This is a genomic window from Mesorhizobium muleiense, from assembly GCF_900099905.1.
Taxonomy (GTDB): Bacteria; Pseudomonadota; Alphaproteobacteria; order Rhizobiales; family Rhizobiaceae; genus Mesorhizobium; species Mesorhizobium muleiense.
On record NZ_FNEE01000014.1, the window covers coordinates 29,245 to 54,456 of the forward strand.

The 25,212-nt window shown below is 62.9% G+C and carries 19 protein-coding genes; 10 read left to right on the forward strand and 9 right to left on the reverse strand.

The window, feature by feature from the left end:
* Positions 1–298 precede the first annotated feature (298 nt).
* The 6 genes from coxB (at position 299) to BLT09_RS22000 (ending at position 7,278) form a co-directional block, all read left to right on the forward strand.
* Positions 299–1,288, forward strand: a complete 990-nt coding sequence (gene coxB / locus BLT09_RS21975; protein WP_091596605.1) for a cytochrome c oxidase subunit II — start codon at positions 299–301, stop codon at positions 1,286–1,288.
* Positions 1,285–3,801, forward strand: coding sequence for a cytochrome c oxidase subunit I (gene ctaD / locus BLT09_RS21980; RefSeq protein ID WP_091596607.1), 2,517 nt, complete (start codon positions 1,285–1,287; stop codon positions 3,799–3,801). The genes coxB and ctaD overlap by 4 nt, the downstream gene beginning before the upstream one ends.
* Before the next feature lie 7 nt (positions 3,802–3,808).
* Positions 3,809–4,189: a hypothetical protein gene (locus tag BLT09_RS21985; protein ID WP_091596610.1), complete on the forward strand. Its 381-nt coding sequence runs from the start codon at positions 3,809–3,811 to the stop codon at positions 4,187–4,189.
* A complete protein-coding gene (locus BLT09_RS21990) occupies positions 4,186–4,809 on the forward strand; it encodes a cytochrome c oxidase assembly protein (protein ID WP_091596866.1) in 624 nt (207 codons plus the stop codon). The genes BLT09_RS21985 and BLT09_RS21990 overlap by 4 nt, the downstream gene beginning before the upstream one ends.
* Positions 4,809–5,894 (forward strand): c-type cytochrome, encoded by a 1,086-nt coding sequence (locus BLT09_RS21995; protein WP_167366498.1) that lies wholly within the window; start codon positions 4,809–4,811, stop codon positions 5,892–5,894. The genes BLT09_RS21990 and BLT09_RS21995 overlap by 1 nt, the downstream gene beginning before the upstream one ends.
* 64 nt (positions 5,895–5,958) lie before the next feature.
* The gene (locus BLT09_RS22000; protein WP_091596612.1) at positions 5,959–7,278 is read left to right on the forward strand and encodes a PQQ-dependent sugar dehydrogenase; all 1,320 of its coding nucleotides are present in this window, start codon (positions 5,959–5,961) and stop codon (positions 7,276–7,278) included.
* 92 nt (positions 7,279–7,370) lie between these two features.
* Here the strand turns inward: BLT09_RS22000 and BLT09_RS22005 are convergent, their stop codons facing one another.
* From BLT09_RS22005 to BLT09_RS22015, 3 genes are all read right to left on the reverse strand, one after another.
* Positions 7,371–8,501: a GNAT family N-acetyltransferase gene (locus tag BLT09_RS22005; protein ID WP_091596615.1), complete on the reverse strand. Its 1,131-nt coding sequence runs from the start codon at positions 8,499–8,501 to the stop codon at positions 7,371–7,373.
* Positions 8,498–9,484 (reverse strand): sterol desaturase family protein, encoded by a 987-nt coding sequence (locus BLT09_RS22010; RefSeq protein ID WP_091596871.1) that lies wholly within the window; start codon positions 9,482–9,484, stop codon positions 8,498–8,500. Before BLT09_RS22010 ends, BLT09_RS22005 begins: the two co-directional genes overlap by 4 nt.
* A gap of 242 nt (positions 9,485–9,726) precedes the next feature.
* Positions 9,727–11,631, reverse strand: a complete 1,905-nt coding sequence (locus BLT09_RS22015; RefSeq protein ID WP_091596618.1) for a heparinase II/III family protein — start codon at positions 11,629–11,631, stop codon at positions 9,727–9,729.
* Between the two features lie 117 nt (positions 11,632–11,748).
* Here BLT09_RS22015 and BLT09_RS22020 point away from each other — a divergent pair, with 117 nt between their 5' ends.
* Positions 11,749–12,993, forward strand: a complete 1,245-nt coding sequence (locus BLT09_RS22020; protein WP_091596874.1) for a glycoside hydrolase family 5 protein — start codon at positions 11,749–11,751, stop codon at positions 12,991–12,993.
* On the opposite strand, the gene BLT09_RS22025 is transcribed toward BLT09_RS22020, so the two are convergent.
* On the reverse strand, positions 12,987–14,405 hold the full coding sequence (locus BLT09_RS22025; protein WP_091596621.1) for a phenylacetate--CoA ligase family protein: 1,419 nt from the start codon (positions 14,403–14,405) through the stop codon (positions 12,987–12,989). The genes BLT09_RS22020 and BLT09_RS22025 overlap by 7 nt on opposite strands.
* Positions 14,402–15,520: a glycosyltransferase family 4 protein gene (locus BLT09_RS22030; protein WP_091596624.1), complete on the reverse strand. Its 1,119-nt coding sequence runs from the start codon at positions 15,518–15,520 to the stop codon at positions 14,402–14,404. The genes BLT09_RS22025 and BLT09_RS22030 overlap by 4 nt, the downstream gene beginning before the upstream one ends.
* Before the next feature lie 165 nt (positions 15,521–15,685).
* On the opposite strand from BLT09_RS22030, the gene BLT09_RS22035 reads away from it, so the two are divergent.
* Complete coding sequence (locus BLT09_RS22035; protein ID WP_091596626.1) at positions 15,686–17,125, forward strand: lipopolysaccharide biosynthesis protein; 1,440 nt, start codon at positions 15,686–15,688, stop codon at positions 17,123–17,125.
* Between the two features lie 102 nt (positions 17,126–17,227).
* On the opposite strand, the gene BLT09_RS22040 is transcribed toward BLT09_RS22035, so the two are convergent.
* Genes BLT09_RS22040 through wecB form a run of 3 tightly spaced genes read right to left on the reverse strand, consistent with a single transcriptional unit; the run spans position 17,228 to position 20,506 of the window.
* The gene (locus tag BLT09_RS22040; protein ID WP_091596629.1) at positions 17,228–18,031 is read right to left on the reverse strand and encodes a WecB/TagA/CpsF family glycosyltransferase; all 804 of its coding nucleotides are present in this window, start codon (positions 18,029–18,031) and stop codon (positions 17,228–17,230) included.
* A complete protein-coding gene (gene wecC / locus BLT09_RS22045; protein ID WP_091596632.1) occupies positions 18,028–19,359 on the reverse strand; it encodes a UDP-N-acetyl-D-mannosamine dehydrogenase in 1,332 nt (443 codons plus the stop codon). Before wecC ends, BLT09_RS22040 begins: the two co-directional genes overlap by 4 nt.
* Positions 19,352–20,506, reverse strand: coding sequence for a non-hydrolyzing UDP-N-acetylglucosamine 2-epimerase (wecB, locus tag BLT09_RS22050; protein ID WP_091596635.1), 1,155 nt, complete (start codon positions 20,504–20,506; stop codon positions 19,352–19,354). Before wecB ends, wecC begins: the two co-directional genes overlap by 8 nt.
* Positions 20,507–20,704: 198 nt before the next feature.
* Between wecB and BLT09_RS22055 the strand changes: the two genes are divergently transcribed.
* Positions 20,705–22,147, forward strand: coding sequence for a glucosamine inositolphosphorylceramide transferase family protein (locus tag BLT09_RS22055; RefSeq protein WP_236473710.1), 1,443 nt, complete (start codon positions 20,705–20,707; stop codon positions 22,145–22,147).
* 17 nt (positions 22,148–22,164) lie between these two features.
* On the opposite strand, the gene BLT09_RS22060 is transcribed toward BLT09_RS22055, so the two are convergent.
* The gene (locus BLT09_RS22060; protein ID WP_091596641.1) at positions 22,165–23,472 is read right to left on the reverse strand and encodes a VpsF family polysaccharide biosynthesis protein; all 1,308 of its coding nucleotides are present in this window, start codon (positions 23,470–23,472) and stop codon (positions 22,165–22,167) included.
* Positions 23,473–23,643: 171 nt separating this feature from the next.
* Between BLT09_RS22060 and BLT09_RS22070 the strand changes: the two genes are divergently transcribed.
* A complete protein-coding gene (locus tag BLT09_RS22070; RefSeq protein WP_091596648.1) occupies positions 23,644–25,209 on the forward strand; it encodes a GumC family protein in 1,566 nt (521 codons plus the stop codon).
* Positions 25,210–25,212 lie beyond the last annotated feature (3 nt).

Genomic DNA, 25,212 nt, shown 5'->3' on the forward strand with positions numbered 1-25,212 from the left:
CGAAGAAGAGATCGTAACCGACCACAAGGATTTCTGGTGACAGAAACCAATCATAAAGGACTGCTGTCGGTGAAGAATTCGTAGCCTCTGCGGCGCCATGAGCTCCGGCCACTTCTGGCCCAAAGGTTTGACACGCGAGGCCCGCGTCTTGTTGCAGGAAGCCATCGACTCGCGCGCAAAACCGCCGACACGCAAAACCGTCCACTGACTCGACCGACACGTTCATTCCACCAGTTCGAACGCTCAGTTGCCCGGAACCTTCCGCCCCTCTCGCCGGTTTACCGCGGAGGGGTTGCAAATGGGTCGATATTTCAGCCTGTCAGCTGCGTCATTGTTGCTCGCGAGCGGCTCTGCCGGCGCCCAGACGAGCACTCAGTCGGCACTTGAGTCCGCGGGAGCGGAAGCGCAGCAGATAGAAATGCTGTTTTGGGTCATGCTAAGCGGCGGCACCGTCATCTGGCTGGGCGTGGTCGGCCTGCTTCTTCATTCAGCCCTCGTCAATCGCCGCAGGCTGGCCGAAAAGTCTGCCAGCAGCATCATCCTTTGGGGCGGCGTAGTCTTCCCCTCGGTCACGCTTTGTGCGCTGCTCGCCTATGCGCTGTGGCTGATGCCTGGCCTTCGGCCCTTCGCCCAGGCGAGCCCCGCCGCCCTGCGGATCGAAGTCACCGGCAGGCAGTTCTGGTGGGAAGTTGTCTATCACCCTCCTCTGGGACCGCCGGTCGCGTCTGCCAACGAGATCAGGCTGCCGGTCGGCGAGCGGGTCGAATTGACCCTGAAAAGCGCCGATGTGATCCATTCCTTCTGGATCCCACCGCTCGGCGGCAAGATGGACATGATCCCCGGCCGCACCAACAGGCTTTCGATCATGGCCACCAAAGCTGGTCTATTCCGCGGCCCGTGCGCGGAATATTGCGGCACGTCTCACGCGCTGATGGCGCTCTCGGCCGTCGCCATGGCGCCCGAAGCCTTCCGGTCCTGGCTTGCCGCCCAGGCAATTCCCGCGGAAGGGGCCGGCGCAAGCGGCGGCGCGCTGTTCCTGCGCCATGGCTGCGGGTCCTGCCATGTCGTCGCGGGCACCGATGCGCGCGGCCTGATCGGCCCGGATCTTTCGCATATCGGTTCCCGCGCCACCGTCGCAGCCGGAATCCTGCCCAACACCGAAGACGCCGTCGCCAGCTTCATCGCCCGGTCCGACCTGATCAAGCCCGGCTCCAGGATGCCGGCCTTCGACATGTTGCCGCCGGACGACATTCGCGCCATAGCCGCCTGGCTGAGAGGCCTGCGATGAGCGCTGCGGTCAAGGAGCGTTCGCCGGAAGAATACAAGGCGCAGGAACAGCGGCTGCGCGCTGTGTGGGCCAATCCGACCGGTTGGCGCTACTGGACCTCGGTGAACAATTACCAGATCGGCCTCTGGTACGGCTCGGCCGCCTTCGCCTTCATGCTGTTTGCCGGCGTGCTCGCGCTGCTGATGCGACTGCAGCTCGCCGTGCCCGACAACGACTTCCTCTCGGCCGACTTATTCAACCAGGCTTTCACCCTGCACGGCACGGTGATGATGTTCCTGTTCGCGGTGCCGATCTTCGAGGCGGTCGCGATCTTCCTCCTGCCGCCGATGCTGGGCGCCCGCGAAATGCCGTTTCCGCGCCTCGGAGCCTTCAGTTTCTGGAGCTTTTTGCTCGGCGGTATCTTCGTCTGCGGCTCGATCTTCTTCAATGCGGCGCCGTCGGCAGGCTGGTTCATGTATCCGCCGCTCGCCACCGACAAGGAGTTCTCCGGCATTGGCGCCGACATCTGGCTGCTCGGCCTTTCCTTCATCGAAGTCGCCTCGATCGCGGCCGCCGTCGAACTCATCGTCGGCATCATGAAATGCCGCGCGCCGGGCATGCGCATCAACCTGATGCCGCTCTTCGCCTGGTACCTGCTGATCGTTGCCGGAATGATCCTGTTCGCCTTCCCGCCGCTGATCGCCGGCGACCTCCTGTTCGAGATGGAACGGATGTTCGATTGGCCGTTCTTCGACGCAGCGCGCGGCGGCGACCCGCTGCTGTGGCAGCATCTGTTCTGGATATTCGGCCATCCGGAAGTCTACATTATCTTCCTGCCGGCGATCGCGCTGATGGCCATGATCGTGCCGACTTTTTCCCAGCGTCCGATCGTCGGTTACTCCTGGATCGTGCTCGCGGCAGTGGGGACAGGGTTCCTTTCCTTCGGCCTGTGGGTGCACCATATGTTTGCCACAGGCCTGCCGCAGATCTCGCTGGCCTTCTTCTCGGCGGCCTCCGAGGCGGTGGCGATCCCGACGGGCGTGCAGATCTTCGTCTTCATCGCCACCATGCTGGCCGGCCGGGTGATCTTCTCGACCCCGATGCTGTTCGGCACCGGAGGGCTGGCCATCTTCGTCATTGGTGGCCTGACGGGCGTCATGGTGGCGCTCGCACCCTTCGACTGGCAGGCCCACGACACGTATTTTGTCGTTGCGCATCTCCATTATGTGCTGATCGGCGGCATGCTTTTCCCGGTCGTGGCCGGGCTCTATTACTATTACCCGCTGATCGACGCGAAGAAGCTCTCAGACGGGTTGGGGCGGCTCGCCTTCTGGCTGATGTTCTGCGGCTTCAACATCGCCTTTTTCCCCATGCATCTGAACGGCTTGCGCGGCATGCCCCGCCGCGTCTTCACCTATCCAGCCGAAATCGGCTGGAACTGGCTGAACCTGATCTCGACGGCCGGAGCCTTCATTTTCGCCGCGGGCGTGCTGGTGGTCGTCTTCGACGTGCTCAGGCCAAAGCACCGGCAGCCGCGCGGCGAGTTCAACCCGTGGAATGCCGGCACGCTGGAATGGATTTCCGAGCCGGAGGAGAACTGGGGCGTCCGCTCGATACCCATCGTGCGCAGCCGCTACCCCTTGTGGGACCAGAAGGACCTTGCCCGCAAAGTCAATGAAGGCCGCTATTATCTGCCCGACGCGGAAGAGGGATGGCGCGAGGGACTGGTCACCACCGTGCTCGACGCCGAACCCGTCCAGGTGCTGCGCGTCGGCGGCACCTCCCATGTCACCATCGTCTCGGCTCTTTCGCTCGGAGGCGCCTTCATCGCGCTTACCTTCCACTGGTGGATCGCGACGGCGCTGGCCGCAATCATCTGCTTTTGCGCAGTCATCTACTGGCTCTGGACGGGCACTGGCGAAATCCCCGAGAAGCCGGAAAAGGATGTCGGCCTGGGCCTCAGCCTGCCGCTTTATGCCTCCGGCTCCGATTCGGTCGGCTGGTGGGCGATGTTCATCACCATGGTGGGCGATGGCACCGCGTTCGCCAGCCTCGTCTTCGGCTATTTCTTCTACTGGACGATCCATGCCAACTTCACCGCGGGAATTGCCGGGCCCGATGCGGTCTGGTCGCTGGTGGCTGCCAGCCTGTTCGCTGCGGCGTGGGGCCTGATGGTTGCGGCACGCACGGTCAACAGGCGCGGCGCTACGGCCACTATGCGCGGCTTGCTGGTGCTGTCCCTGCTGACGACCGTTGCCGCGTCCGCCACAGGCCTGGCCGCGCCATTGTCTCCAGGCATGGACCCGACGCGCCACGTCTATCCCGCAATCGTCTGGATCCTAGTGATCTGGGTGCTCGCCCATGCAGCGCTCGGCACAGTCATGCAGGCCTATTGCCTGGCCCGCTCGCTGGCCGGCCGACTGACGCCGAAGCATGACCTGGATCTAGGCAATGTGGTGCTCTACTGGCATTTCCTGCTGATTGCCGCCGTCACCACCTTCGCCATCATCGGCCTCTTTCCGGCAGCGATGTGAGGCGCCGATGTGGCTTGTCCCAAAACAGATCGAGACACTGTGGACGCTGTTCACTGCGCCGGTGGTGTGGGCTGCGCATTTCCTTGTTTGCTACATTGGCGCGGCGATCTATTGCGCCAAACCCGAGCTTGTCGGGCTGAGTTTCAGCGCTGTGCGCGCCGGCATCGCCGCCGCCACCGTGATCGCCCTCTCGCTGATCGCGCTGTCAGCATGGCTCGCCTGGCGGCAATGGGGCCTCGGCACAGACGATCCGCCGCACGACGATCCGACGAGACGCGACCGGACCCTGTTCCAGGGCTTTGCGACGCTGCTGCTCTCGGGTCTCAGCTTCATCGCCGTGATCTTCACCGCGATGCCTGCATTGTTCCTGACGGAGTGTATCCGGTGAGACGCGCCTGCCTCATCCTCGGCATCCTCGTCCTTGCCCTGGTCTGGCTCGGGCCGCTGCTCGATGGCTTGCGGGATTCGTTTTCGGCGCACATGCTGGCGCATATGGGAGTGGTGGCGATCGCCGCGCCGCTGATGGCGATTGGGGTCCCGCTCGGCCCGACACCAGGTGCGAGCCGGGCGTTCACCCTCGCCCTCCCCGCCTCCCTCGTCGAACTCATCGTCGTCTGGTCCTGGCACGCACCGGCCTTGCGGGTTCTGGCGCAAAGCTCGCTGTTTGTCACCGCTGTCGAGCAGGTCACGTTCCTCGCCGCCGGGCTGTTCCTGTGGCTGGCCTGCCTGCCGCGCCGCGGCTCGGACACCACAGGCTATGCCGCCGGCGCCTTCGCCCTGCTTCTGACGTCCATCCACATGACCTTGCTCGGCGCGCTGCTGGCGCTGACCCCGCGGCCGCTTTATGGGACCGGCGAGACAAGCTGCTTCGGCATCGCGCTTTCCGCCCAGCAGGATCAGGAACTTGGCGGCGTTATCATGCTTCTGGTCGGCGCCGCGGTCTACCTGGCCGGCGGCGTGACGCTTTTCGCGCGCATCCTCGCCACACCACCGCGGAAGACGGTCTGATGCATATCAGCTGGAAGAAGCTCGCCATAGCGCTTGCCATTCTGCCCTTCGTCGTGGTGCTGGCGGCCTGGATCGGCTTTTTCAATGTCGGTGCCTCGAGCGGCCACTGGAAGATCACGGAATGGTTCCTCCATTTCGCCATGCGATCGGCTGTGCGCACCTATGCCCTGGCGGTCGACGCTCCAGAGGCTCTGCCGCGCCATGCGATTCAGCCGGCCGCCGGGCATTTCGCAGGCGGCTGCGCCATCTGTCACGGCGCGCCGGGCGAGCCGCGATCTCCTGTCGTCATGAGAATGCTGCCGCAGCCGCCTGACCTTGCCGGGGCCGTCGGCGAATGGTCGGACGCGGAGCTTTTTCGTATTGTCAAGCACGGCGTGCGTTTCACCGGCATGCCGGCCTGGCCGACGCAGGAACGCGACGACGAGGTCTGGGCGATGGTCGCCTTCCTGCGCGAACTGCCGTCGCTGGACGAAGCCACCTATCGCGATCTCGCCTATGGCGAAAGGCTTGCGCCTCCTGCAGGCGCTGCCGAAACCCTGCCGCAAGCGCTGGCGGATTGCGCCCGCTGCCACGGCGAGGACGGTCTTGGACGCGGTCCCGCGATACCCGTTCTGGCCGGGCAGAGCGAGGCGTATCTGCTTGAAAGCCTGCGTGCCTATGCCGAGGAAGGCCGGGCAAGTGGGTTGATGAGCCTGCCCGCCATTGCGGCAGGGCCTCAACTCTGGCCGGACCTGGCCAGGCATTTCGCTGCCCTGCCGGCGATGCGCCCCGGCGGCGGGGGCGATCCAGCACTTGTCCGGCGCGGCAAGGAAATCGCCGAGAGCGGCGTCAGGCAGGCCAATGTGCCCGCCTGTCTCGCCTGTCACGGAAGACAGGACCGCAGCCCGCTCTATCCCTCGATCGCCGGCCAGCCGGCGCCCTACATCGAGACGCAGCTTGGGTTGTTCAGGGCGGGAAAGCGTGGCGGAACGCGCTTCGGCCATCTCATGGCAAATGCCGCGAAGGGTCTGACGGACGACGACGTCCGCGCGCTTGCGGCCTACTTCTCCCGATCGGCCGCTGCGTCGGCAACCGCAACGCGATAAGCGCGTTTGCGTTCTTTCGACGTTTTTCGAGGTTCTGGTGAAAAACTTGGCTACCGCCCTTCTCATGCTGATCATTGTTCTCGTAATCGCCGCAGGAGCGATCTTCTTCCTGTCGCGCGAAGAGGCGACCGTTCCGATCGCCGAGACCTATGGCCCCAACCCGACCCTGCCGGAGCCCAATCCGACCTGGCTGCCGACCGTCCATGTCGCCAAGGCCATGCCATGGCCGCAGGGCACCAAGCCGACAGCGGCCCAGGGATTTGCAGTCAACGAATATGCCCGCGGGCTCGACCATCCGCGCTGGCTGTATGTGTTGCCAAACGGCGACGTGCTGGTGGCCGAGAGCAATGCGCCGCCCAGGCCGGAGGAGGGCTTCAGCATACGGCGCTTCTTCGTCAATTTCTTCCAGAGCCAGGCCGGCGCGGGGACGCATAGCGCCAATCGCATCACGCTGCTGCGCGATCAGGACGGCGACGGGGTGGCAGAAACCAGAACCGCCTTTCTCACCGGGCTGTTCTCGCCATTCGGCATGACCCTGCTCAACGGCAAGCTCTACGTCGCCAACGCCAATGCAATTGTGGCCTTTCCCTACCAGGAGGGTGCGACCGAGATCACCGCACCGGCGGAGAAGATCGTCGACCTGCCTGCGGGGAGGAACCACCACTGGACCAAGGACGTGACCGCCTCGCAAGACGGGACGAAGCTCTATGCGACGGTCGGATCCAATTCCAATGTCGGCGAGAACGGCCTGGAGGCAGAGCAGAACCGCGCCGCCGTGCTGGAGATCGATCTCGCCTCGAGACAGACGCGTCTCTTCGCCTCGGGCCTGCGCAATCCGAACGGCTTGTCGTGGAATCCGGAAAGCGGTGAGCTCTGGGTCGTCGTCAACGAGCGCGACGAGATCGGCAGCGACCTGGTGCCGGATTACATGACTTCGGTGATGGATGGCGGCTTCTATGGCTGGCCTTACAGCTATTTTGGCGAGCACGTCGATAATCGCGTCAAGCCGCAGCGGCCCGACCTCGTCGCCCAGGCGATCAAGCCGGACTATGCGCTCGGGGCGCACACGGCTTCATTGGGACTGACCTTCAACACAGGCGACCTGTTCGGTCCTCAATACAGGAATGGCGCTTTCGTCGGGCAGCATGGCTCGTGGAACCGCAGGCCGCACAGCGGCTACAAGGTGATTTTCGTGCCGTTTTCAGGCGGCAGGCCCTCCGGCCCGCCCCAGGACATCCTCACCGGCTTCCTGAGCGAGGACGACAAGGCTTTTGGCCGTCCCGTGGGCGTGGCGATAGACCGGCGCGGCGCCCTGCTGGTGGCGGATGATGTCGGCAACAAGATCTGGCGGGTCGTTCCAGCTCAGACGCAATCGGCACTTTGAGCAGTTCGTGCTGCCGGCGGCCCGGAAGCGATATGGCACCGCTTGCCATTGCCGGTCGGACACGGCGTTCCGGCGCCGATCAAAGCCGAAAATCAAGCTGTCGTTGCCAATCCGCGCCCCCGTGCGTGCCGGACCCTTTGACGCATACGATCGGCAAGGGAAGCGAGCGAGCCTTGCGCCGTGCGCGTCCCAAGGACGGATTGCAGGACAACGCCCTGCGTTGCGAATTTATGCTTGAACGCCTCTGCGCCGCACAGGAAATCGACCGTGCTCAAGCCGTGATCGAACGACCACTGTATGTAGTCCATCATCAGGATCATGCCCGGCGACGCCTGGCTGAAATCCGGATCGAAAGTGGTCACGAACGCCATCATGGTGTGGTGCTGGACGAAGTTGATGGAAACCGCGACCATTGCGCCATCGCATTCAAGTACGAAAATGTGCAGCACGCCGGCACGCGCCAGCGCGTCAACAAGTGCGGCCAGTACCGGCGCTCCCTCTTCGAAAAGTTGCGATTCACGCTTGCGCTCGACCAGCCATCTGCGCTTCAGGGCAGAGAGCCGGTCGAGTACCGGCTGCAGTGGCTCGTCTGGCGCAAGCAGGCGAAATTTCATTTCGCCGGCTTCTTCCAACGTCTTGACGCCGCGCCGATAATTCTGCCGTGTCTTTTTCGACTGCTCCGCGAACCACGCCCCTCCGCTCGCCCACTGTCCGGCGACGCGATAACTGACTTCCTCCCTGTGATTGGGGCGAAGTCTGATCCCGCTGGAGGGATCCGGAGTGAGAATTTTGCGGGCCGCCGCACCCGGCAAGAGACGATTGAGAAAGGCAATATCGAAGCCACCGGCGTCACAGATCCGGGCCCATACTCCCTGCAGGGCCGATAACGAGCATTCCGGAGCAACGAGAATATCGCCGTAATCGGTATAGCTGCTGGCCGCCCATTCGAGAAACCGCAGGCCCTTGCGCTTGCGGATCGCCATGGGAACGACAGCAACGAGCCTGTCACCATTCCAGACCAGGCCGATCCGCAGCGCGCGCTGGTCACGGTCCGCTACGGTATTCCACCAGGCCGAAATCCAGGCATGACTCTGAAAGACCAGCCCATCGGTGCGACGCCAGAGATTCATCCAATCGGCTTCGATCGCAGCCAGGCGATCCGCCGAACGGACAACTTCCAGGCGCTCTGCGCTCGAGGCGTCAATCGAAACAATTGTGTTCATTGGGAACGATCCTGTGCGATGGCATCGGGACGCCTCAGGAACAGTCTGCGGAGATGCCCTCCCATCTTCCTGAGCGGCAGGATGTAAAGCCCAAAGAGCGATTGATAGTCGCGCACATCGCGATCTATCAGGCCAAATTTGAGGTCTTCATCCGGATCCGGGACAAACTGCGTCCCGAAGAGGCGATCCCAGAACGAAAACAGCAGGCCAAAATTCTTGTCGTAGTGGCGAGGGTCGATGCTGTGGTGCACCTGGTGCCAGTGCGGACACAAGATGACGTTGTTCAACGGGCCGAAGGAAATCTTGAAATGGGTATGACGAACAAAGTCCATCATCAGGATGTTGCGGATGACATAGACGTTGATGCCGAAGATGGCGATCTCTGCCGGATCGAGCGCGATCAGGCTCCAGATGCCGAAGCAGATCCCCGGGATGACGCCATCCCAGATACGGTTCAACAGATCGTCCAGCGGGTGAACCCGGTCCTTGGTGATTCCCACCATCACCTCGGCCGAATGATGCACTTTGTGCAATTCCCACAGGAACGGGAAGTGGTGCTGGGCGACATGGTAGAGATAGTACGAAATGTCGTAGGCGATCAGCATGGTTGCGGTGAAGATGACGATCGTCACCGGTCCGGCCGGGCCGTCGATGAGCGGCGCCTCGATACCGAGCAGCCAGCCGATTGCGTGGTGCGTCCCATAGCCGACGGCGGCAACGAAGGTGGCGCCGGCAGGGATGAGCAGGAATGGCATTATCGCCCGTTTGGTGACCCAAAATAGGACATCCGCTCGCGCCGACGGGTGCAGGATGACTTCCGCCGGGAAAGCGAAATCGAAAAAGTCCCTGAGGGATTTATGCTCGACAGTCCGCCAGTAAGCGACCACCGCGCTCCCCAGTGCGGTGAAAAGCAGGAGGCCGAGCGTCACCAGATCGACGTTCGAAAGCTTTTCCACAATCAATCCGGCGAATTCAGAAAACATCGGTGCGGTGGCTCCTGGGCCGTAAGCTGGCCATCCGGCGAATTGCGAAGCAAGAAACTTGCCAAACCCACTGCATGTTGCCGGCAGCCAAATGGCTATTGCGGCTGCAACAAGCATAAGCATGCCGGATTTGCGCCAGACTAGCAGTTCAACCGTAACAAAACGCTAAAAGTTCGAACGCAATTAATCTCGAACATGGCCGAAACACCGGAGAGGCCGCTCCGCTGCAGCGCCGGTCGCTATCATAGCGGCCGGCGGATTGCCGCGAGCTGTATCTCAATTCCGTCTTCGCCCACTTCGCCACGCCAGGCGATGCGTTCGGCCGGCTGCCTGACGCCAAAACGCGGTGAAACCCAGCCGCCCTGCCCCGGTGCGTCGCCGCCGGCACGGATGTCGACCGCAGCGTCCGGAAAGCGCATGGCTATCAGCGGCTCGTCGCCGCGCAGTACCGTGACCGTGTTTTCGTCCCGATCGGTGCCGAGACCGGCTGCGAGTTGAAAGACGATCTCGGCCACACGCCTGCCGCCGAGCAGTTGGTCGCTCACGACGATGCCGTCGGCCTGGTGCGTCACGGTGCGCTGATGCACGACGCCGAAGCGGCTTTTATAGCCGTCATGGCGGGCGCGCAGCTTCCAGTGCGTTCCCGGCTCGCTCTCCACCAACTCCGCAATCGCCTTGTGCGACCAGTTGAACATCCCGGCGATGATACTTTGGCTTTTGCCCTCGATATTCAGCGTGTTATGCGCCGGTGTCGAGCGAAACCAGTTGCGCCAGACGCCTCCCGAACCGTAGAGCCAGGTGCCGGGATCGACCAGCACCGGCTCGCCATCGATGCACAAGGTGAGCGACAGCGCGTCGGCATGGCCGTGAGCCGCTATCGAGAGATAGCCGAGCGGGCCGTGGTCGAATGTCAGATCGATGCTGCGGCCGTTCATCTCGCCGCGCCAGACCGAGAGCCCGCCCTGCGTGAACGTTTGCAGCCCACGCGACACCGGTGTCGGCTCCGACGGCGTGCCAAAGACAAGCGCCCGAAAATCGTCGGGCTCAGCAGCGTTGCCCGGCATCTGTAGAAAGCCATGGATGGCGGCGGCGACGGATCGGACATAGTCCGGCTCGTCCCCGAGCGTCAGCACGCGACCTTCGTCATTGTCGCCAAAGCCGGCGGCTGGTGGCAGCCAGGCGACAAAATTGGCAAAAGCGGCCAGGCGCGCTTCGACGGGCGAGGCAAACGGCGTTCCGGCCTGGCGTGCCGCGGCAGCGCACAGCAAGATCAGTTCGGCGGTGAAGGCCGCGTAAGTCGGGGTCTGCTCGGCACCGGCGCCATCGGCGAGAATCTGCTTGCGCGCCTCAGCCAGGAGGGCTTCGCGTGCAGCGTCGGGTGCGGCCCCCAATGCCAGGCCGATCAGATACTCGCCAGCCAGTTCTGCGACGAGGTGATTGTTGGCGGAGGAAAAACGGGAGGGGAACCGCGGCAGCCAATAGGCGCTTGCCGCCAGTATTTCGCCCACGTGCTGCCGTGTCGCCGCGCCAAGTCGGTCGCCGACCAGGTCCATGGTGACAATCAGGCTGATGGCTCGCAGCGCAACTTCGATGCCGGAGGCCCAGCCAACCCCCCGAAACGGCGGGTTGGCTGAATGCCAGCTGTCGATCGCCGCCTCTATGGCCCTCCGGGACTGGTCGTCGCCGGCGAGAAGCAGGTGGGCGGCCAGTGGCGGCAACTGCTGCAGCCGGTTGATCTCCCACACATATTTTACATCGCCGCGGCCGCCGCCATTGCGAAAATCGATATCGAAAGTATGGGCCTCGGCACCCGGCCAAAGCCCGCCGGTCACCGGATCAAGGCGCCAAAGCTCGGGAGGAAACAGCCGATCGGGATCGCGCCGTGGCCATGTCCGCCCAAGTGCGGAAAACTCGCCGCCAAGCGCCTTTTGCGCCGCCGCCGCTATGGCTTGCCGTTGTGCCGGTGTCGCAGCCAGCACAGCATCGCGCAATCCGCGCAGCACCGGCTGCAACCGGGGCGAAGCATAACGCTGCCAACCGCCGTCGCGGCGGCGCGAAGCGATCCTTCGACGCTGCTCGCCCAGCCGGTGCAACACCTCAGCCGGCTCCATGCTGCGCAACCGGTTGATGTACCAGCCGATTCTCATACCGCCCCGCCAGGGTTTCGATTCTTGTATACCATGCTGTCGAAAAGCCGAGCGACCGCAATCCTCTTTTCCGATCCTGCGGTTAATATCTCCAACCATGAAACGGAAAGAGTGGCGATGAGAAGGACGGCGTTTGTTGCAGCGTGGATGCTCGGCATGGCGATAGCCGCCAGCGCTGCGCCGATCCCGCTGCAGCGCGGCGTTGGCGTGCATGAATGGCTCAACTGGTCGCCGGTGGAGGAGGATGGATCCTACCGTTGGCCGCCCTATCGCAGCGAGCAGGAGTGGCGCGCTGGACATAGGCCGCTCACCGATTGGCCCGGCGACGCGTTTACGCACATTCGGTCGATGGGCTTCGACTTCGTCCGGCTGAGCGTCGACCCCGGCCCTCTGCTTGCCAGCCGGGGCGCCAAACGCCAGCAGGCGCTCGACATACTTGCCGCCGCGGTCGAGCGGGTCACGTCGGCCGGCCTCAAGGTGGTTTTCGACCTGCACGGCGTCACCCAGGTTCCGGCCTACAGCATGGAGATGATCTATGACGGTGCCGACAGCGAAGGCGTCGCCAGCTATCGCCAAATGGTTGTGGCGGTCGCCGCCATGCTGGCCAGGGTTGGCACCGACAAGGTAGCCCTCGAGCCTTACAACGAGCCGGCATACTACCCCTGTGATTCGAGCGGCAGCGATGACTGGCAACGGATCATGGCAGACACGGTCCGCGATATTCGCGCAGTCAGCAGTGAACTCACCATCGTCGCAACAGGCGCCTGTGGCGGCAGCATTGCCGGACTGGTCAATCTCGCCCCCGGCTTTGACGATCCGAATGTCTACTACAGCTTCCATATGTACGAGCCGCACAGTTTCACGCACCAGCGGTCTGACGGGACAGGCGCTTTCGCCTCGGGGCTGCCCTGGCCGGCCGACAGCAGCACGCCCGAAAAGGTGACCGAAACCGTTAAGGCCCGGATGGACGCCGCCGGCTTGAGCCCGGTCGAGCAGGTGATGAACATGGTCGCGGCGCGTCAAGCAATCGCCCGGTATTTCGAGCAGAATTGGGGGCCGAGCCAACTCGAGGCGAGCTTCCGTCAGGCGGTCGACTGGGCCGAGGCGCATGGCATTCCAGGCCGGCGACTGTTCATGGGCGAATTCGGCGTCATCCTCATGTCTGCGGACGGCCGCATGGGCGCGTTCGACGCTGACCGTCTGCGCTATCTCGAGGCGGTGCGCCAGCAGGCGGAACGCTTCGCGATACCCTGGTCTGTCTGGGAATTCGCCAATCCGCATGGGATGTCGCTGATCCTCCCCGACGGACCGCCTATAGCCGATGCCGGACTGGTGCGAGCGCTGGGTCTTGCGTCTCAGTAACGCGACATGTCGAGTTGCTGGTTGATGAGCGCCCGCTTGCCGCCCCGCCCGGCGGCAATGCGGTCCACGGCTTTCAGGCAAAACCGGATACGACCGTTTGTGCGGTTGACCAACGTCTCGACGAGTCGCGCGGCGCAGGCAGGTGCCGCCCCGGCGGTCGGGATATAGCGAATCAATGCCTCGCCGGGCTGGTCCTGGTAGAATTGCAGTTCCTCTATGCCGTCGAAGAATGCGGGGCCGTCGGGCACCAGGTGCGTCGTCACCACCCGGCCGCCGTCGGCGGTCACCAGATAGTCGACGTTTCGGCGCGGCATGACAGCCTCGACTCTAAGCCGCTGGCCGTTTGCCTCATTCGGCAGTTCCACCAACCGGGCAGAGTCGCCGGTATCGTAGCGGATGAAAGGCATGCCGGTCGACAGGAAGCCAGTGCCGACGAGCCTTCCCTCCTTGCCTGTCTCTGTTACCGGCTCGCCTGCCGCGTCGACCAATTCGGCGAGGCCGTAGAGAGGATTGAACGCGTAGCTGCCGGGGGCTCCGGGCGTTTCTTCGGCGAACAGCACCTTTTCGCTGAGCCCATAGAAGCAGGACAGCGGTACGTTGCCAAGAACGCTTCGGATGATCTCCCTTTGATGGGCATGGACTGGCTCCGAGATCATCATCATGCCCTTGACGGGCCGTTTTGGTACTCGGTCAAGCACGCGCATATGCCGGCAAAACAGCTCTATGGCCGAGGGATAGCCATAAAAATACGTGATGCCCCGCGCGTCGATCAGGTCGAGATAGGCATCGGCGTCGTCGACCGTCATTGGAAAGACAGAGAGCCTTAGCTCGCGAAGTGCCGGGTCCCATTCATGCAATCGCTTGCCGGTGGCATCGAGGCTGAACCCGCGGAAGCAGACGCGCGCCGTGTCTTCATCATAACCGATCCGCGACCAGACGTGGTAGACAAACGCCATCTCGCGGGCGCTCCGATCCTTATCGAGATAGAAGCGAAATGGCTTGTCGGTGCTGGAGCCGTTGCCGGAGGCCTCATCCAGTTGGGCAATCGGCACCGCCAACGCTGCAGTTCCAGCCGCCCGCAGGATGTCCTTGGACAGAACCGGGAGGCGGCGCAGGTCGGCAAGTCCCAGCGTCGACAGATCGAAGCCAGGACCGAGGGCTTGGTCGATCGAATCGCGATAGAACGGACTGCCGGCATGGGCTTTCCGCAACAGCGCGCGCAGCGCGGCCAGATGAAATTGCCCGGCATAGATAGGATCCTCGGCGGCCATGGCGATCCGGCTCCGCCACGACCGATAGGTCGCACCAAATTTTACCCGAGTTGGCGCCAGCGCCAGCATGGGCGCCAGCAGCCGCCTGACCGCCGGCGGGCTTCGCACATAGGCACCGCGCGCTACGTCAAGAAAATTCATGATTTTGCACCGGACCTGCCGTTTGCCGCCTCATGCCACACACGGCATATCGATGCCGCGAACGAAGAAAGCTCCAGCCGTTCCCGGTGCACCGCCATGGCAGCCGAGCCAAGACGGGCGCGCAACGCCGTGTCGTCAACCAGTTCTGTCAGTGCCTCGGTCAGCGCCGCCACATCGCCGGGCGGCACCAGCAACCCGGTTTTCCTGTCGATGATGATGTCCTCTACCGCGCCGACAGGCGTGGTGACCACCGCGAGGCCGGAGGCCATTCCCTCGATGACCGAGACCGGGAGGTTTTCGGCGAATGAGGGGAGCGCCAGAATGTCGGCCGAAGCGATCAGCGATGCAACCTCGTTTGGACCCACCCAGCCTGGAAAGGCGATACATCCGGCAAGCCCCAGCCCGGCCGATCTTGCCCGTACGGCCTCGACGTCACCATCGCCGGCGATTGTGGCGCGCCACCGCCTGACAGGCTTCATGCGATGCAGTGCGTCCAACAATTGCGGCACGCCCTTGCGGTCGCCGATACGGCCCAGGAACAGGATGTGAACGCTGTCTCCACCACCGACATGGGCCAGGGACGGGACTTCGGTGGCATTGGGCACAATCACTATGTTCGCGGCCGCGCCTGGCGCCCGTGCAGTGACGAAGTCGCGCCAGATACGGCCCAGAACCACGATCCGATCGGCATGCTCGAACATATGCCGGATGCGGCGGCTCATGAAGCTGCGGTTTTCCTTCCAGAACGTCTGGTATTGAGCTCCATGCAAATGCAGCACATAGCGGATGCCGAGCAATCGCGCGCACCTCGCGATGACCATCTTGCGGTAGGTACTGCCAAAGCTCGATACGTTGATGTGAACGACGTCGGCACGGCCGGCAACACGCGCGACCACCATCCGAAGGCAAAAGCCAATCATGTAGAGGACCGACAGCGCGACCGAGCCCGAACCGCGACTGGGAAGGAACCGCGCTTCGACCTTTCCGTCTCCCTGCCGTTGGAGTTCGCGATCGAGCGCCGCCATGATGCGGTCGATGCCGCCCTGCCCCGACACACCCGACGGGGTCGCGACCAGGACATGTATTTTTCGATCGGGTAAGAGACTTTGCAGCATGGTATTCTCGATAGCACGGACCGCGTAACCACAAAGCAAACGTTCCCGGTAAGTTTACGGCAAATCTTTTAGTTCAAACTGAATCTGTTCACCCTTCGCCGCTGTCGCGCTGGATTTTCCGCCGGTCGACGGTTAGTCGATGCGGAATTTTCCGGGGACAACCCTTTGCTGCTGCGCTCCACGCTCATCTACGCCCCGGCGATCCTGCTGACGCGGATTTCCGCTCTGCTCCTGCTGGTCATCGTGACGCGGCTGGTCGACCAGACCGAGTATGGGCTGCTGACCCTGGTGGTGACCATCGGCGAAATGACCGACATTGCGGTCACCAACTGGCTGCGCATCGCTTTGCTCAGGCTTGGCGGCAAAGGCGACGTCAGCCGCGGCAGCCTGATGCTGGCCGGGCGGGTGTTGCTTGCCAGCACGGCACTGGCGCTGATCATATCCGTGGTCGCCTCTGCAGTGATCGTGCCGGAGCGCTGGGTCGAGTTCGCGATCGCCGTCTGCAGCTACCTGATCGCCGGTTCCATCGGCCGCTACGCGTTGACGGTGCTGCAGATGCAGCAGCGTCATTCGGTCTATTCGATGCTCGAGTTCCTGCGCGCCGTGCTGCAGCTGGCGCTGCCGATCGGCGCCATCGTCATGTTTCAAGATTCCTTTCTGACGGTATCGCTCGGCTCCAGCCTCGGTGTACTGATCGCCGGCATCGTGGCGGGCGTCATGGCATCCCGACGCGTCGTTGCCGGTCCGCCACGCTTCACCCAAAAGGAGTTCTTCGTCCTCGGCGTGCCCCTGGTCATCATGGCGCTGGTCGGCTTCGGCCTGCACAGCGCCGAGCGTGTGTTCCTCAAGATCTATTACGATGCCGGCGCGGTGGCGATCTTCGCCGCAGCCTATGCACTGGCCCGCCAGCCGATCGATATGGTCGCCAATTCCATCAACATGGGCGCCTTTCCCGAGGTGGTCAGCCGGTTCGACGACGACGGGCCCGCGGCATCGGGCCGGCTGCTGTCGCAATTGATGGCCTTGATGATGCGCCTTTGCCTGCCGGTTGCAGCGATGCTGGTCGCACTCAGCAGCGATATCACGCAACTCCTGCTGCCCGCCGAGTATCACGGCCGTTTCGGCCTGCTCTTTCCGATCATCGCCTTCAGCGTGCTGTGTGCCAATCTCGCCAGCTTCGTCTATGGCACCGTGGTGCACGCGCACAAGCGGCCGTGGCTGCTGATCATCGCCAATTCCTTCGGCTCGGTGGCGACAATCGCGCTGTCCGTCCTGTTGATCCCGCCGATGGCGGAGGTCGGCGCTGCCTTGGCGCTGGCGGGCGGATCGCTGGCAGGCCTTTTAGCCTGCATCATCATCAGCGAACGGCTGACGCCGGTGCCGGTGCCATGGCGCGACATCGGCATGTCGGTCGTCATCTCGCTCAGCACCGGGCTGGCCGCCAGCCTTGCCAGCGCTCTGCTCGGCAATATGCCGGCCATCTTCTCGCTCGTTGCCGGCGGTGCCGCTGGCGCAGTGGTTTTCTTCGGGCTGACCTGGCTGTTTTATCCCGCCGCCGCGATGCAATTCGTAGCCAAGCTGAGGGCGCGGCTGCGGCTCGCATAGGCCGCAACGGCATTTGCCGAATTGTCGTTCCATAGTCCTGGAAAAAGCGGCTCCGACTTCGGACTGATGCAGCAGCCCAGGGTCGTCGGCTGGTAAAGCTATTTATGGATCGACCTTCCGGCGTCCCCGACGGCCCCATAACTCCCGGCACAGCAGCGCCGCGTAGGCGGTGTTGGTGTCATAGTAGCGGCGCCACAAGCGTCGCGGCTCCTGTGCCACGCGAAACAGCCATTCCAGACCGGCCGCTTGAACCAGTTTTGGCGCCCGGACAACCTTGCCGCCATAGACATCGAAACTGCCGCCCACGCCCATGACGAAACTCGGGGTGAGTTCGTCACGATAGCGCTTGATAAAGCGCTCCTTGCGCGGCGTCGGCATCGCCACCAACAGGCAGTTGGCCCCCGAGGCGTTGATCGCCTCGACGATGCCGGCCTCGTCTTCCGGCTTGAAATAGCCATTGCGCATGCCGGCGACAACGAGACCCGGATGATCCCTGGCAAGTCGCATTCCAACGGCATCGAGCACGGATTGTTCGGCGCCCAGGAGGAAGGGCCTGAAGCCACGATTTGCGCAGAGGCTCAGCAGATTGATCATGATGTCGACGCCGGCCACCCGCTCCGGCAGCGCGACCCCGCAAAGACGCGCCCCCCAAAGCACGCCGATGCCGTCGACGTTGATCACATCCGCCGTCGCCACATCCTCCCGCAACTCGCTGTTGTTGCGCATGTTCACAAGCTTGGCGACATTCACCACCACATGATGCAGCGGCCGCCGCAGGGTCATCGCCTCATCGGCGATGGCCAGCGTCTCGGCCATGGTCAGCGCATGGATCGGCGCGCCGAGGAATTCCCGGCGCCGCGACGCCAACAGGCGATGCTGCGCCCATGCCGGGTCGTGCGCGTTCATGCGGCCTCCTCTGCACTTGCAGGAAGCGCCTCGAGCGCTGATTTCTTGCCTTCGATGCGGGCGTCGGGCTTGCGTGCCTTGCGCCAGGTCCACAAACCCCTGGTGTCGATGAGTTTCTTGTCCTTGAGCGCTTCGGGATCGACCAGATTGAACTGCCGATGGTCGACCAGCAGGACGACGATATCGCACTGGTCGATGGCGGAAAGCGCATCGGTGAAGACGATGCCCTTGCCCTCGAGCTCATGCGGCAGCCTGTGTGCGTTGGGTTCAGCCGCAATGATCTTCAGGTTGGGAATATCCGACAAAAGCTTCACCACCTCGACGGCCGGGCTCTCGCGCATATCGTCGATATTGGGTTTGAAGCTGAGGCCAAGACAAGCGATCGTCTGCTTACGGGATGGGTCGAGCAAGGCTTGTATATCCCTGACCACCGACAACGGACGCTCGGAATTGATCCGGCGTGCCGAAGCCATCAGCCGCGTGCTGTTGGGCGCGGCATCGATGATAAAGTACGGATCGACCGCAATGCAGTGGCCGCCGACCCCCGGGCTCGGCTGCAGGATGTTCACGCGGGGGTGCCGGTTGGCGAGATCGATCACCTCCCAGACGTTGAGCGACAGATCCTGGCACACTGCCGCAAGCTCGTTGGCAAAGGCGATGTTGACGTCGCGGAACGCGTTCTCGGTCAGCTTCACCAGTTCCGCGCTTTCGGCCTGGGTCGTGAACAGGTCGCCGGCAACAAAGGTTGAATAGAGTGCTGCGGTGCGTTCCGACGACTTGCGCGACAGTCCGCCGATCGAGCGATCGTTGTTGATCAACTCGGTAAGGACCTTTCCCGGCAACACCCGCTCGGGCGAGTAGGCGACCAGGACATCGGCCTGTTCGCCATGCACGAGAGGAAATTTGAGGTCGGGCCGCAACTCGGCAAGCAGTCCGGTCATGATGCGCGTCGTGCCGACCGGCGATGTCGATTCCAGCACCACAAGGTCTCCCCGCTTCAGCACCGAGGCAATGCTGCGTGCCGCCGCGAGCACAAAGCTCACGTCAGGCTTGTGGTCCTCGGTCATCGGGGTCGGCACGGCGATGACAAAGGCGTCCGCCGGCTGCGGCGTGCTGAAAGCCCTGAGCTTGCCGTTGGCGACAACCTTCTGGATCAGACCATCGAGGTCCGGCTCGACGATGTGGATCTCGCCGCGATTGACCTTCTCGACCACCGCTTCGTTGACGTCGACGCCGATGACGTCGAGCCCGCGACTGGCGAAGATGGCACAGGTCGGCAGGCCGATATAGCCCATGCCGATAACGGAAACGGTCTTGATCTCAGCCATGATGCAGCAGTTCCTCAACGATCCGGTTACTGGCCCGGCCATCGCCATATGGGTTGTGTCGTTCCGCCATGCCGCGATAGGCCGCCTGGTCGTCGAGCAGGCTGTTGGCATTCAACAGGATCTTTTGGATATCGGTGCCGACGAGACGGGCGGTGCCCGCCGCGATCCCCTCGGGCCGCTCGGTATTCTCACGCATCACCAGCACCGGCTTGCCGAGCGAAGGCGCTTCTTCCTGCACGCCGCCGCTATCGGTCAGCACCAGATAGCTCTGCTTCTGCAGGAACAGGAACGGCAGATAGTCCTGCGGGTCGACCAGGTGGATGTTGGGCACGCCGCCCAGTTCTGCGTTGACCACCGAGCGCACATTGGGGTTGGGATGGACCGGATAGACGATCTGCACGTCCTCGCGCATTGCCAGCCCCTTCAGCGCCGTGCAGATACGATGGATGCCGCCGTCGAAATTCTCACGACGATGACCGGTGACGAGCACCATTTTCTTGGCCGGATCGAGGAACGGGAAACCGGCGGCGAGTTTTGCGCTCATCAGACTGTCAGCGTCGATCGCGCCGGAAAAATGCAACAGCGTGTCGATCACCGTGTTGCCGGTCACGAAGATGGTGCTCGCAGCCTTTCCTTCGGCGATGAGATTGTCGCGCGCCTGGATGGTCGGCGCGAAATGCCAGGTCGCGATATCGCCGGCAATCTTGCGGTTCAGTTCCTCTGGAAACGGAGAGTTGATATTGTGGCTGCGCAATCCGGCCTCGATATGGGCGACCGGGATGCGCTTGTAGAAGGCAGCCAAAGCCGCAGTCATCGCCGTGGTCGTGTCGCCTTGCACGAGGACGATATCAGGCTTCGCCTGCTCCAGCACTTCGGCCATGCCCAGCAGCACGCGCGAGGTCACGTCGAACAATGTCTGGCCGGGCTGCATGATGTTGAGATCATGATGCACCGGCAGGCCGGTCAGTTCGATGACCTGGTCGACCATCTCGCGATGCTGGCCGGTGATGCATGTCTCGGTGATGAAACCTGGATGGGCAAGCGCGGCACGCACCACCGGAAAGCATTTGAGCGCCTCAGGCCTGGTGCCGAACACGATCAGCAGTTTTTGCCTGGACGGCAGTTTTGGATGTGAAAGGATGTTCATTGCTGATCCTGGTCGCCAGAAGGCGTCGCGACCTGCCGATTATTCGCCACGAGCTATAATAGCGGCAGAAGCCGCCTCCGTGACCTTAAATCTTAATATATGATTAACAGCCAAGCCCACGTCCTCACCGGTAACTCTTATGAAAGCCTGAACCGATAGGTATCCTGGCAGAGTAGTCTTGAAAAAGAATATATTCGATTGACTAATATTTTAATTATCGGCCACACGGTCGGATCTCGGCGCTGGGAAAATGCGCTTCTGGTGCGGTTGAGCGCAGCCGGTCACGTGGTTTCGAGCGGCCGCGCGCCGACGCCTGCGCCGATTGCACGCGGCCTGGATGTTGTGCTGGCGATCGAGAGCCGGCGCTTCGGTCCCTCATTGGCAAGCCGCTCCGAGCCGTTGCCGTCTGGCGGTTCTGGTCCGGCCGACCTCATAATCGATCTCACCGGCACTGCCGCACGACGTGACGCGCCGGTTCTGACGCTCGAATTTTGCGGCCGCAGCACGTTCCCCGCCGGTGTGGCCGAGATGCTGGCGAGCGGGCGATTGCCCGAACTTGCCGTTCGCCTCGACGGCGTCACAGTCGCCCGGGGCCGACCGATGCTCAGCGACCGGCTCTGGCTGTCTCGCAGCTGCAACGACCTGCTCGCTGGGGCCATCTCGCTGGTCGCGCAAAGCGTCGCCCGTTTTGCCGCGGGCGAACTTGCGCCGATAGCCGATAGCCCGGCGCCGATCCCGAGGAACGGCAGGTTTGTCCGGCACTATCTGCCTTTTTTCTGCAAGGGGTTGGTCGATCGCGCCGTGCAAAAACTCAGGCTTGGACGGCGTCCCTTCTATTGGCAGGTTGCCTATCGGCTGATCGACGGGCCAGGTGTCGCCGAAACCGGGCAGCTCGACGGTAAGCCGTTCACCGTCCTGCCGGACGATGGCCAGCGATTCTATGCCGATCCGTTCGTCCTCGAGCGGGATGGCCGCCACTATCTGTTTGTCGAGGAATTTCCCTACGCTACGGGTCGCGGCGTGATTTCTGTCGCCGAACGGGGTGACGACGGCAGCTTCGGCGTGCCGAGAGTGGTGCTGGAGGAAAAGCACCACCTGTCGTATCCGCAGGTGTTCGCACAGGCCGGCGAGATTTTCATGATTCCTGAAAGTGCGGCGGCGCGCGAGCTTGTGCTCTACCGCGCCGCGCAGTTTCCAGATCGCTGGGTACGCGACACCGTGCTGTTGACTGACAAGGATTTCAATGATGCCACGCTGCTCGAATCGGCCGGCCGCTTCTGGCTGTTGGGGACGGAGCGGTTCGGTTATGGCAGCGCGTCGGACACGATGGCGGTCTATTCCGCACCCTCGCTGCGCGGGCCGTGGGTTGCGCACGCGCTCAATCCCATCGCCGTCGATCACTCGGCCGCTCGCCCCGGCGGCGCCTTTATCGGCCACGGTGACGCCCTGGTGCTGCCGGTGCAAAACGGGTCGAGAGCCTATGGCGGCGGTCTCGGGTTGATGCGCCTGGAACGGCTTGACGATTTCGATGTCAGTTTTGCGCCGCCCCGCCCGATCGGCCCGGGGCCGGCATGGGGCCGCACGGGCATTCACACGCTCAACCGCGCAGGCAATGTTGAGGTTGTGGATAGCGCCGGCTGACGCGTCTGGAGCCTGCGCTATCCAGGCCGATTCAGTTTTGGCTCGGATGCAGCCGCGGCCGACAGTATGCTCGCCGGCCCGCTTCGAAACGGGGCGTTTCTATAGGCAAGCAGCAACACCACGATAATGGTGATCTCCGGCGATTTTGACGAAAGCGCGTTATTCGACAGCGCAGCAAGCAGGAACGTCATAGTGCCGATCCATGCCGGCAGCGGCGCCCCGCGCAGCAACCGGAAAATGAACCAGAACACCAGCCCGATGAAGAGCACGGCTATCGGCAAGCCGAACAGCATGATGATGACCACCGGCGCGCTCTCGATGTAGGGTAGATGCAACTTCTCGTTGACGATTGCCAAGAGGTCGTCGACGTTCATGCCGAACAGGATGTCTTTCCAGCTGACAAGTCCGAACACCTGGTAGATCGTCACCCGCGCCATGAAGTTTTCGTCAAAGATCGTGTTGCCGAATCGGTTCAGGAGCCCGCCCGAAAACAGTATGGCCACCAGCACTGCGCCGCCCGCCACGGCGAACAGCAGCACGACAGACTTGGCCTGCCGCTGATGCTTGAGCGACAGGCGCGGCCAGGGCACGAACATCAGCAGGATGAGGGTTTCTGCGGCAGCGAGCAACAGGGCGGCGCGGGCGCCTGATGCAGCACAGCCGACGAGCAATACGAAGATCGCCAGCACCCGCACCCATATGCGCCAGTTCGTCAGCGGTACGAACCCGATGACTGTGGCGCAGAGCGCGCCCAGGGCCAGCGGGTGCGCCGATAGGCCGATCGGCCTGAACTGCAGTTCGTTGAGACCGTAGGGCAGAAATCGATGTTGAGTCACCGCTTCGATCGTGCCCATCACAGCGCTGAGGACCACCATCCCAAGCACGAGGTCGCCCAAGGCACGCCGCACTTGCGCGTTCAGGGCCAGCATCAACAGGCCTGCGGCGCCCGCCACCAGATAGGTATCGATGATAAACCCGGAGGAGCCGGCACGGCCGGTGATGAACAGATACGGCACCAGCGCGAAAATCACCGCAGAATAGAGCAGCAAGGCCTTGAAGATTCCAGTTTCGTCGCCCTGCAGCAGAAACGGTCGGCTGAAAAGAACGACAGGAAGCAGCAGGAAGATGGCATAGGTGCCGACATGCAGTTTCTCGTAGAATGAACCGCCGTCGGCGGTATAGTCGACGACCATGTTCATGATCTGCGGCGACACCGTGAAGCGGAGCAGGAACGCCAACGCCGCGCACAGGAAAAACAGCAGCGACAGCGCGTTCTGACGGCGCGCCTGGCTGGATCGTTCCGATACGGCGGCGGGATAGCTCATCGCCGATCCAAGTGAGGGTATTCAGACGCCATTCTGGCCAACGAGATCCATTCAAGGGACCGCTGAACGGACGCGGTGCCTGACTCGGCAAAATATGCCAACTTGGAAAATGACATGTTAACGATCTTTCTGTAGTGCTGGTCCGCGTAGCGAATAACCAGAGTTAGCGCCATGTCCGCCGCTTCCGGCACAACCCCTCCCCCTACAGCGGATTCCAATATCAGCGCATTCGAGCGGATCGCCAATGCGCGGCGCGCCAGCAGGGCAAGGCTGCAACAGGATGCTCCGGTCACGGCGCGCCCCTCCGCCCCTGTCACTCTGCCCACGCCCGAGCCTGTCCCGACGGTGACGCTCGACAAGATCGGCGATTTCCTCGAGCTCGATTTTCGACGCCTTTTTGTCTGGCTGCGTGCCGGGCTCGTCCTGGCATTGATGCTGGCGGTGGCCGGCGGCGTCATCGGCGCCGCCTACGGATTGCTGAGCAAACAGCGTTATACCGTCACGACGGAAATCCTCATCAATCCTGCCAATTTGCAGGTTGTGGAAAACGATGTCTACTCGCAACCGGGCCAGGTCGACAGCCAAATACTGAACGCGCGCAGCAAGCAGCGCATCTTGACCTCCGGCAACGTGCTTGCACGTGTGGTGGACGAACTCGGTCTCGCCAACGATCCGGAGTTTTTCGATCCGGACCAGACCGCTTCCACCTCTGGTGCTGCAGTGAGTGGCGGCAAGTCCGATCCGAAGCTTGTCGCCCAGAAAAGCCTGGCGCAGCGGGTCAGCGTCGCTGCAGATGAAACCTCGTTCGTCACAACCCTCGCGGTATCGGCAGAAACCACCGGCAAGGCGATCCTGATCTCGCAAGCCATGGTGAAGGCTTTCCAGGAAGAACTGGCCACGGCCGAAGCTGCTGGCGCCGGCCGTGCCGCAGCTGCTCTTGAGGGCCGGCTCGGCCAACTCAAGCGCGACGTGCAGGCAGCCGAAGAGAAGGTCGAGAGCTACAGGCGCAGCCACAATTTGTCGGCCAGCAATGGCCAGCTTGTCAGTTCGCAGACGATGACGCAGCTCAATAGCGAAATTGGCGAGGCGCAATCGCGCGTCATCGCGGCGCAGGCAAGTTACGACGCCTTGGTTGCTTCCGGTGTCAATGGGGCCAATCCTGACCCCGCGGTTTCGGCAGCACTCTCAGTGCTGCGCGACAAGGCGAATGGCTTGCGGCAGCAGATCGATTCTCAGTCCATGACCTTTGGTCCGCGCCACCCGACGATCGTCCGGCTCAGGACAGAATTCGAAACCGTCAGTTCTCAACTCAGGGCGGAGTTCTCGCGCACGGTCGGCACGGCAAAAGCCAACCTGGACAAGGCCAACGCCTCGTTGGCTTCTCTCACCGCCAGGATGAACGCTCTGAAGAACAACGTTTTCACCGACAGCGAGTCCCAGGTCGCCCTGCGTGAGCTTGAACGCGACGCCACCTCGAGAAGGGCGGTCTATGAAAGCTTCCTGTCTCGCGCGCGCCAAATCACCGAGCGCGAGCAGATCGACACCACCAATGTGCAGGTGATTTCCACCGCCGTGCCGCCACCGGGTCGCTCGTGGCCGCCCCGCACCCCTGTGACGGCAGGCCTGGGAGCTTTCGCCGGCTTTGCTCTGGGCATGCTGCTGGCCATTGCCATGGGTATCGTTCGCGACATGCGCCAGCCGCCGAACCGATCAGGCATCGGCGTCAGCCGAGCCTGAATC

Coding starts and splice junctions, on each gene's coding strand:
- BLT09_RS22005 (WP_091596615.1), bottom strand. CDS start 8,501: ATGAACACAATTGTTTCGATTGACGCCTCGAGCGCAGAGCGCCTGGAA.
- wecB (WP_091596635.1), bottom strand. CDS start 20,506: ATGAACATCCTTTCACATCCAAAACTGCCGTCCAGGCAAAAACTGCTG.
- BLT09_RS22020 (WP_091596874.1), top strand. CDS start 11,749: ATGAGAAGGACGGCGTTTGTTGCAGCGTGGATGCTCGGCATGGCGATA.
- BLT09_RS21995 (WP_167366498.1), top strand. CDS start 4,809: ATGCATATCAGCTGGAAGAAGCTCGCCATAGCGCTTGCCATTCTGCCC.
- BLT09_RS22015 (WP_091596618.1), bottom strand. CDS start 11,631: ATGAGAATCGGCTGGTACATCAACCGGTTGCGCAGCATGGAGCCGGCT.
- BLT09_RS21985 (WP_091596610.1), top strand. CDS start 3,809: ATGTGGCTTGTCCCAAAACAGATCGAGACACTGTGGACGCTGTTCACT.
- BLT09_RS22030 (WP_091596624.1), bottom strand. CDS start 15,520: ATGCTGCAAAGTCTCTTACCCGATCGAAAAATACATGTCCTGGTCGCG.
- BLT09_RS22010 (WP_091596871.1), bottom strand. CDS start 9,484: ATGTTTTCTGAATTCGCCGGATTGATTGTGGAAAAGCTTTCGAACGTC.
- wecC (WP_091596632.1), bottom strand. CDS start 19,359: ATGGCTGAGATCAAGACCGTTTCCGTTATCGGCATGGGCTATATCGGC.
- coxB (WP_091596605.1), top strand. CDS start 299: ATGGGTCGATATTTCAGCCTGTCAGCTGCGTCATTGTTGCTCGCGAGC.
- BLT09_RS22060 (WP_091596641.1), bottom strand. CDS start 23,472: ATGAGCTATCCCGCCGCCGTATCGGAACGATCCAGCCAGGCGCGCCGT.
- ctaD (WP_091596607.1), top strand. CDS start 1,285: ATGAGCGCTGCGGTCAAGGAGCGTTCGCCGGAAGAATACAAGGCGCAG.
- BLT09_RS22070 (WP_091596648.1), top strand. CDS start 23,644: ATGTCCGCCGCTTCCGGCACAACCCCTCCCCCTACAGCGGATTCCAAT.
- BLT09_RS22000 (WP_091596612.1), top strand. CDS start 5,959: ATGCTGATCATTGTTCTCGTAATCGCCGCAGGAGCGATCTTCTTCCTG.
- BLT09_RS22025 (WP_091596621.1), bottom strand. CDS start 14,405: ATGAATTTTCTTGACGTAGCGCGCGGTGCCTATGTGCGAAGCCCGCCG.
- BLT09_RS22040 (WP_091596629.1), bottom strand. CDS start 18,031: ATGAACGCGCACGACCCGGCATGGGCGCAGCATCGCCTGTTGGCGTCG.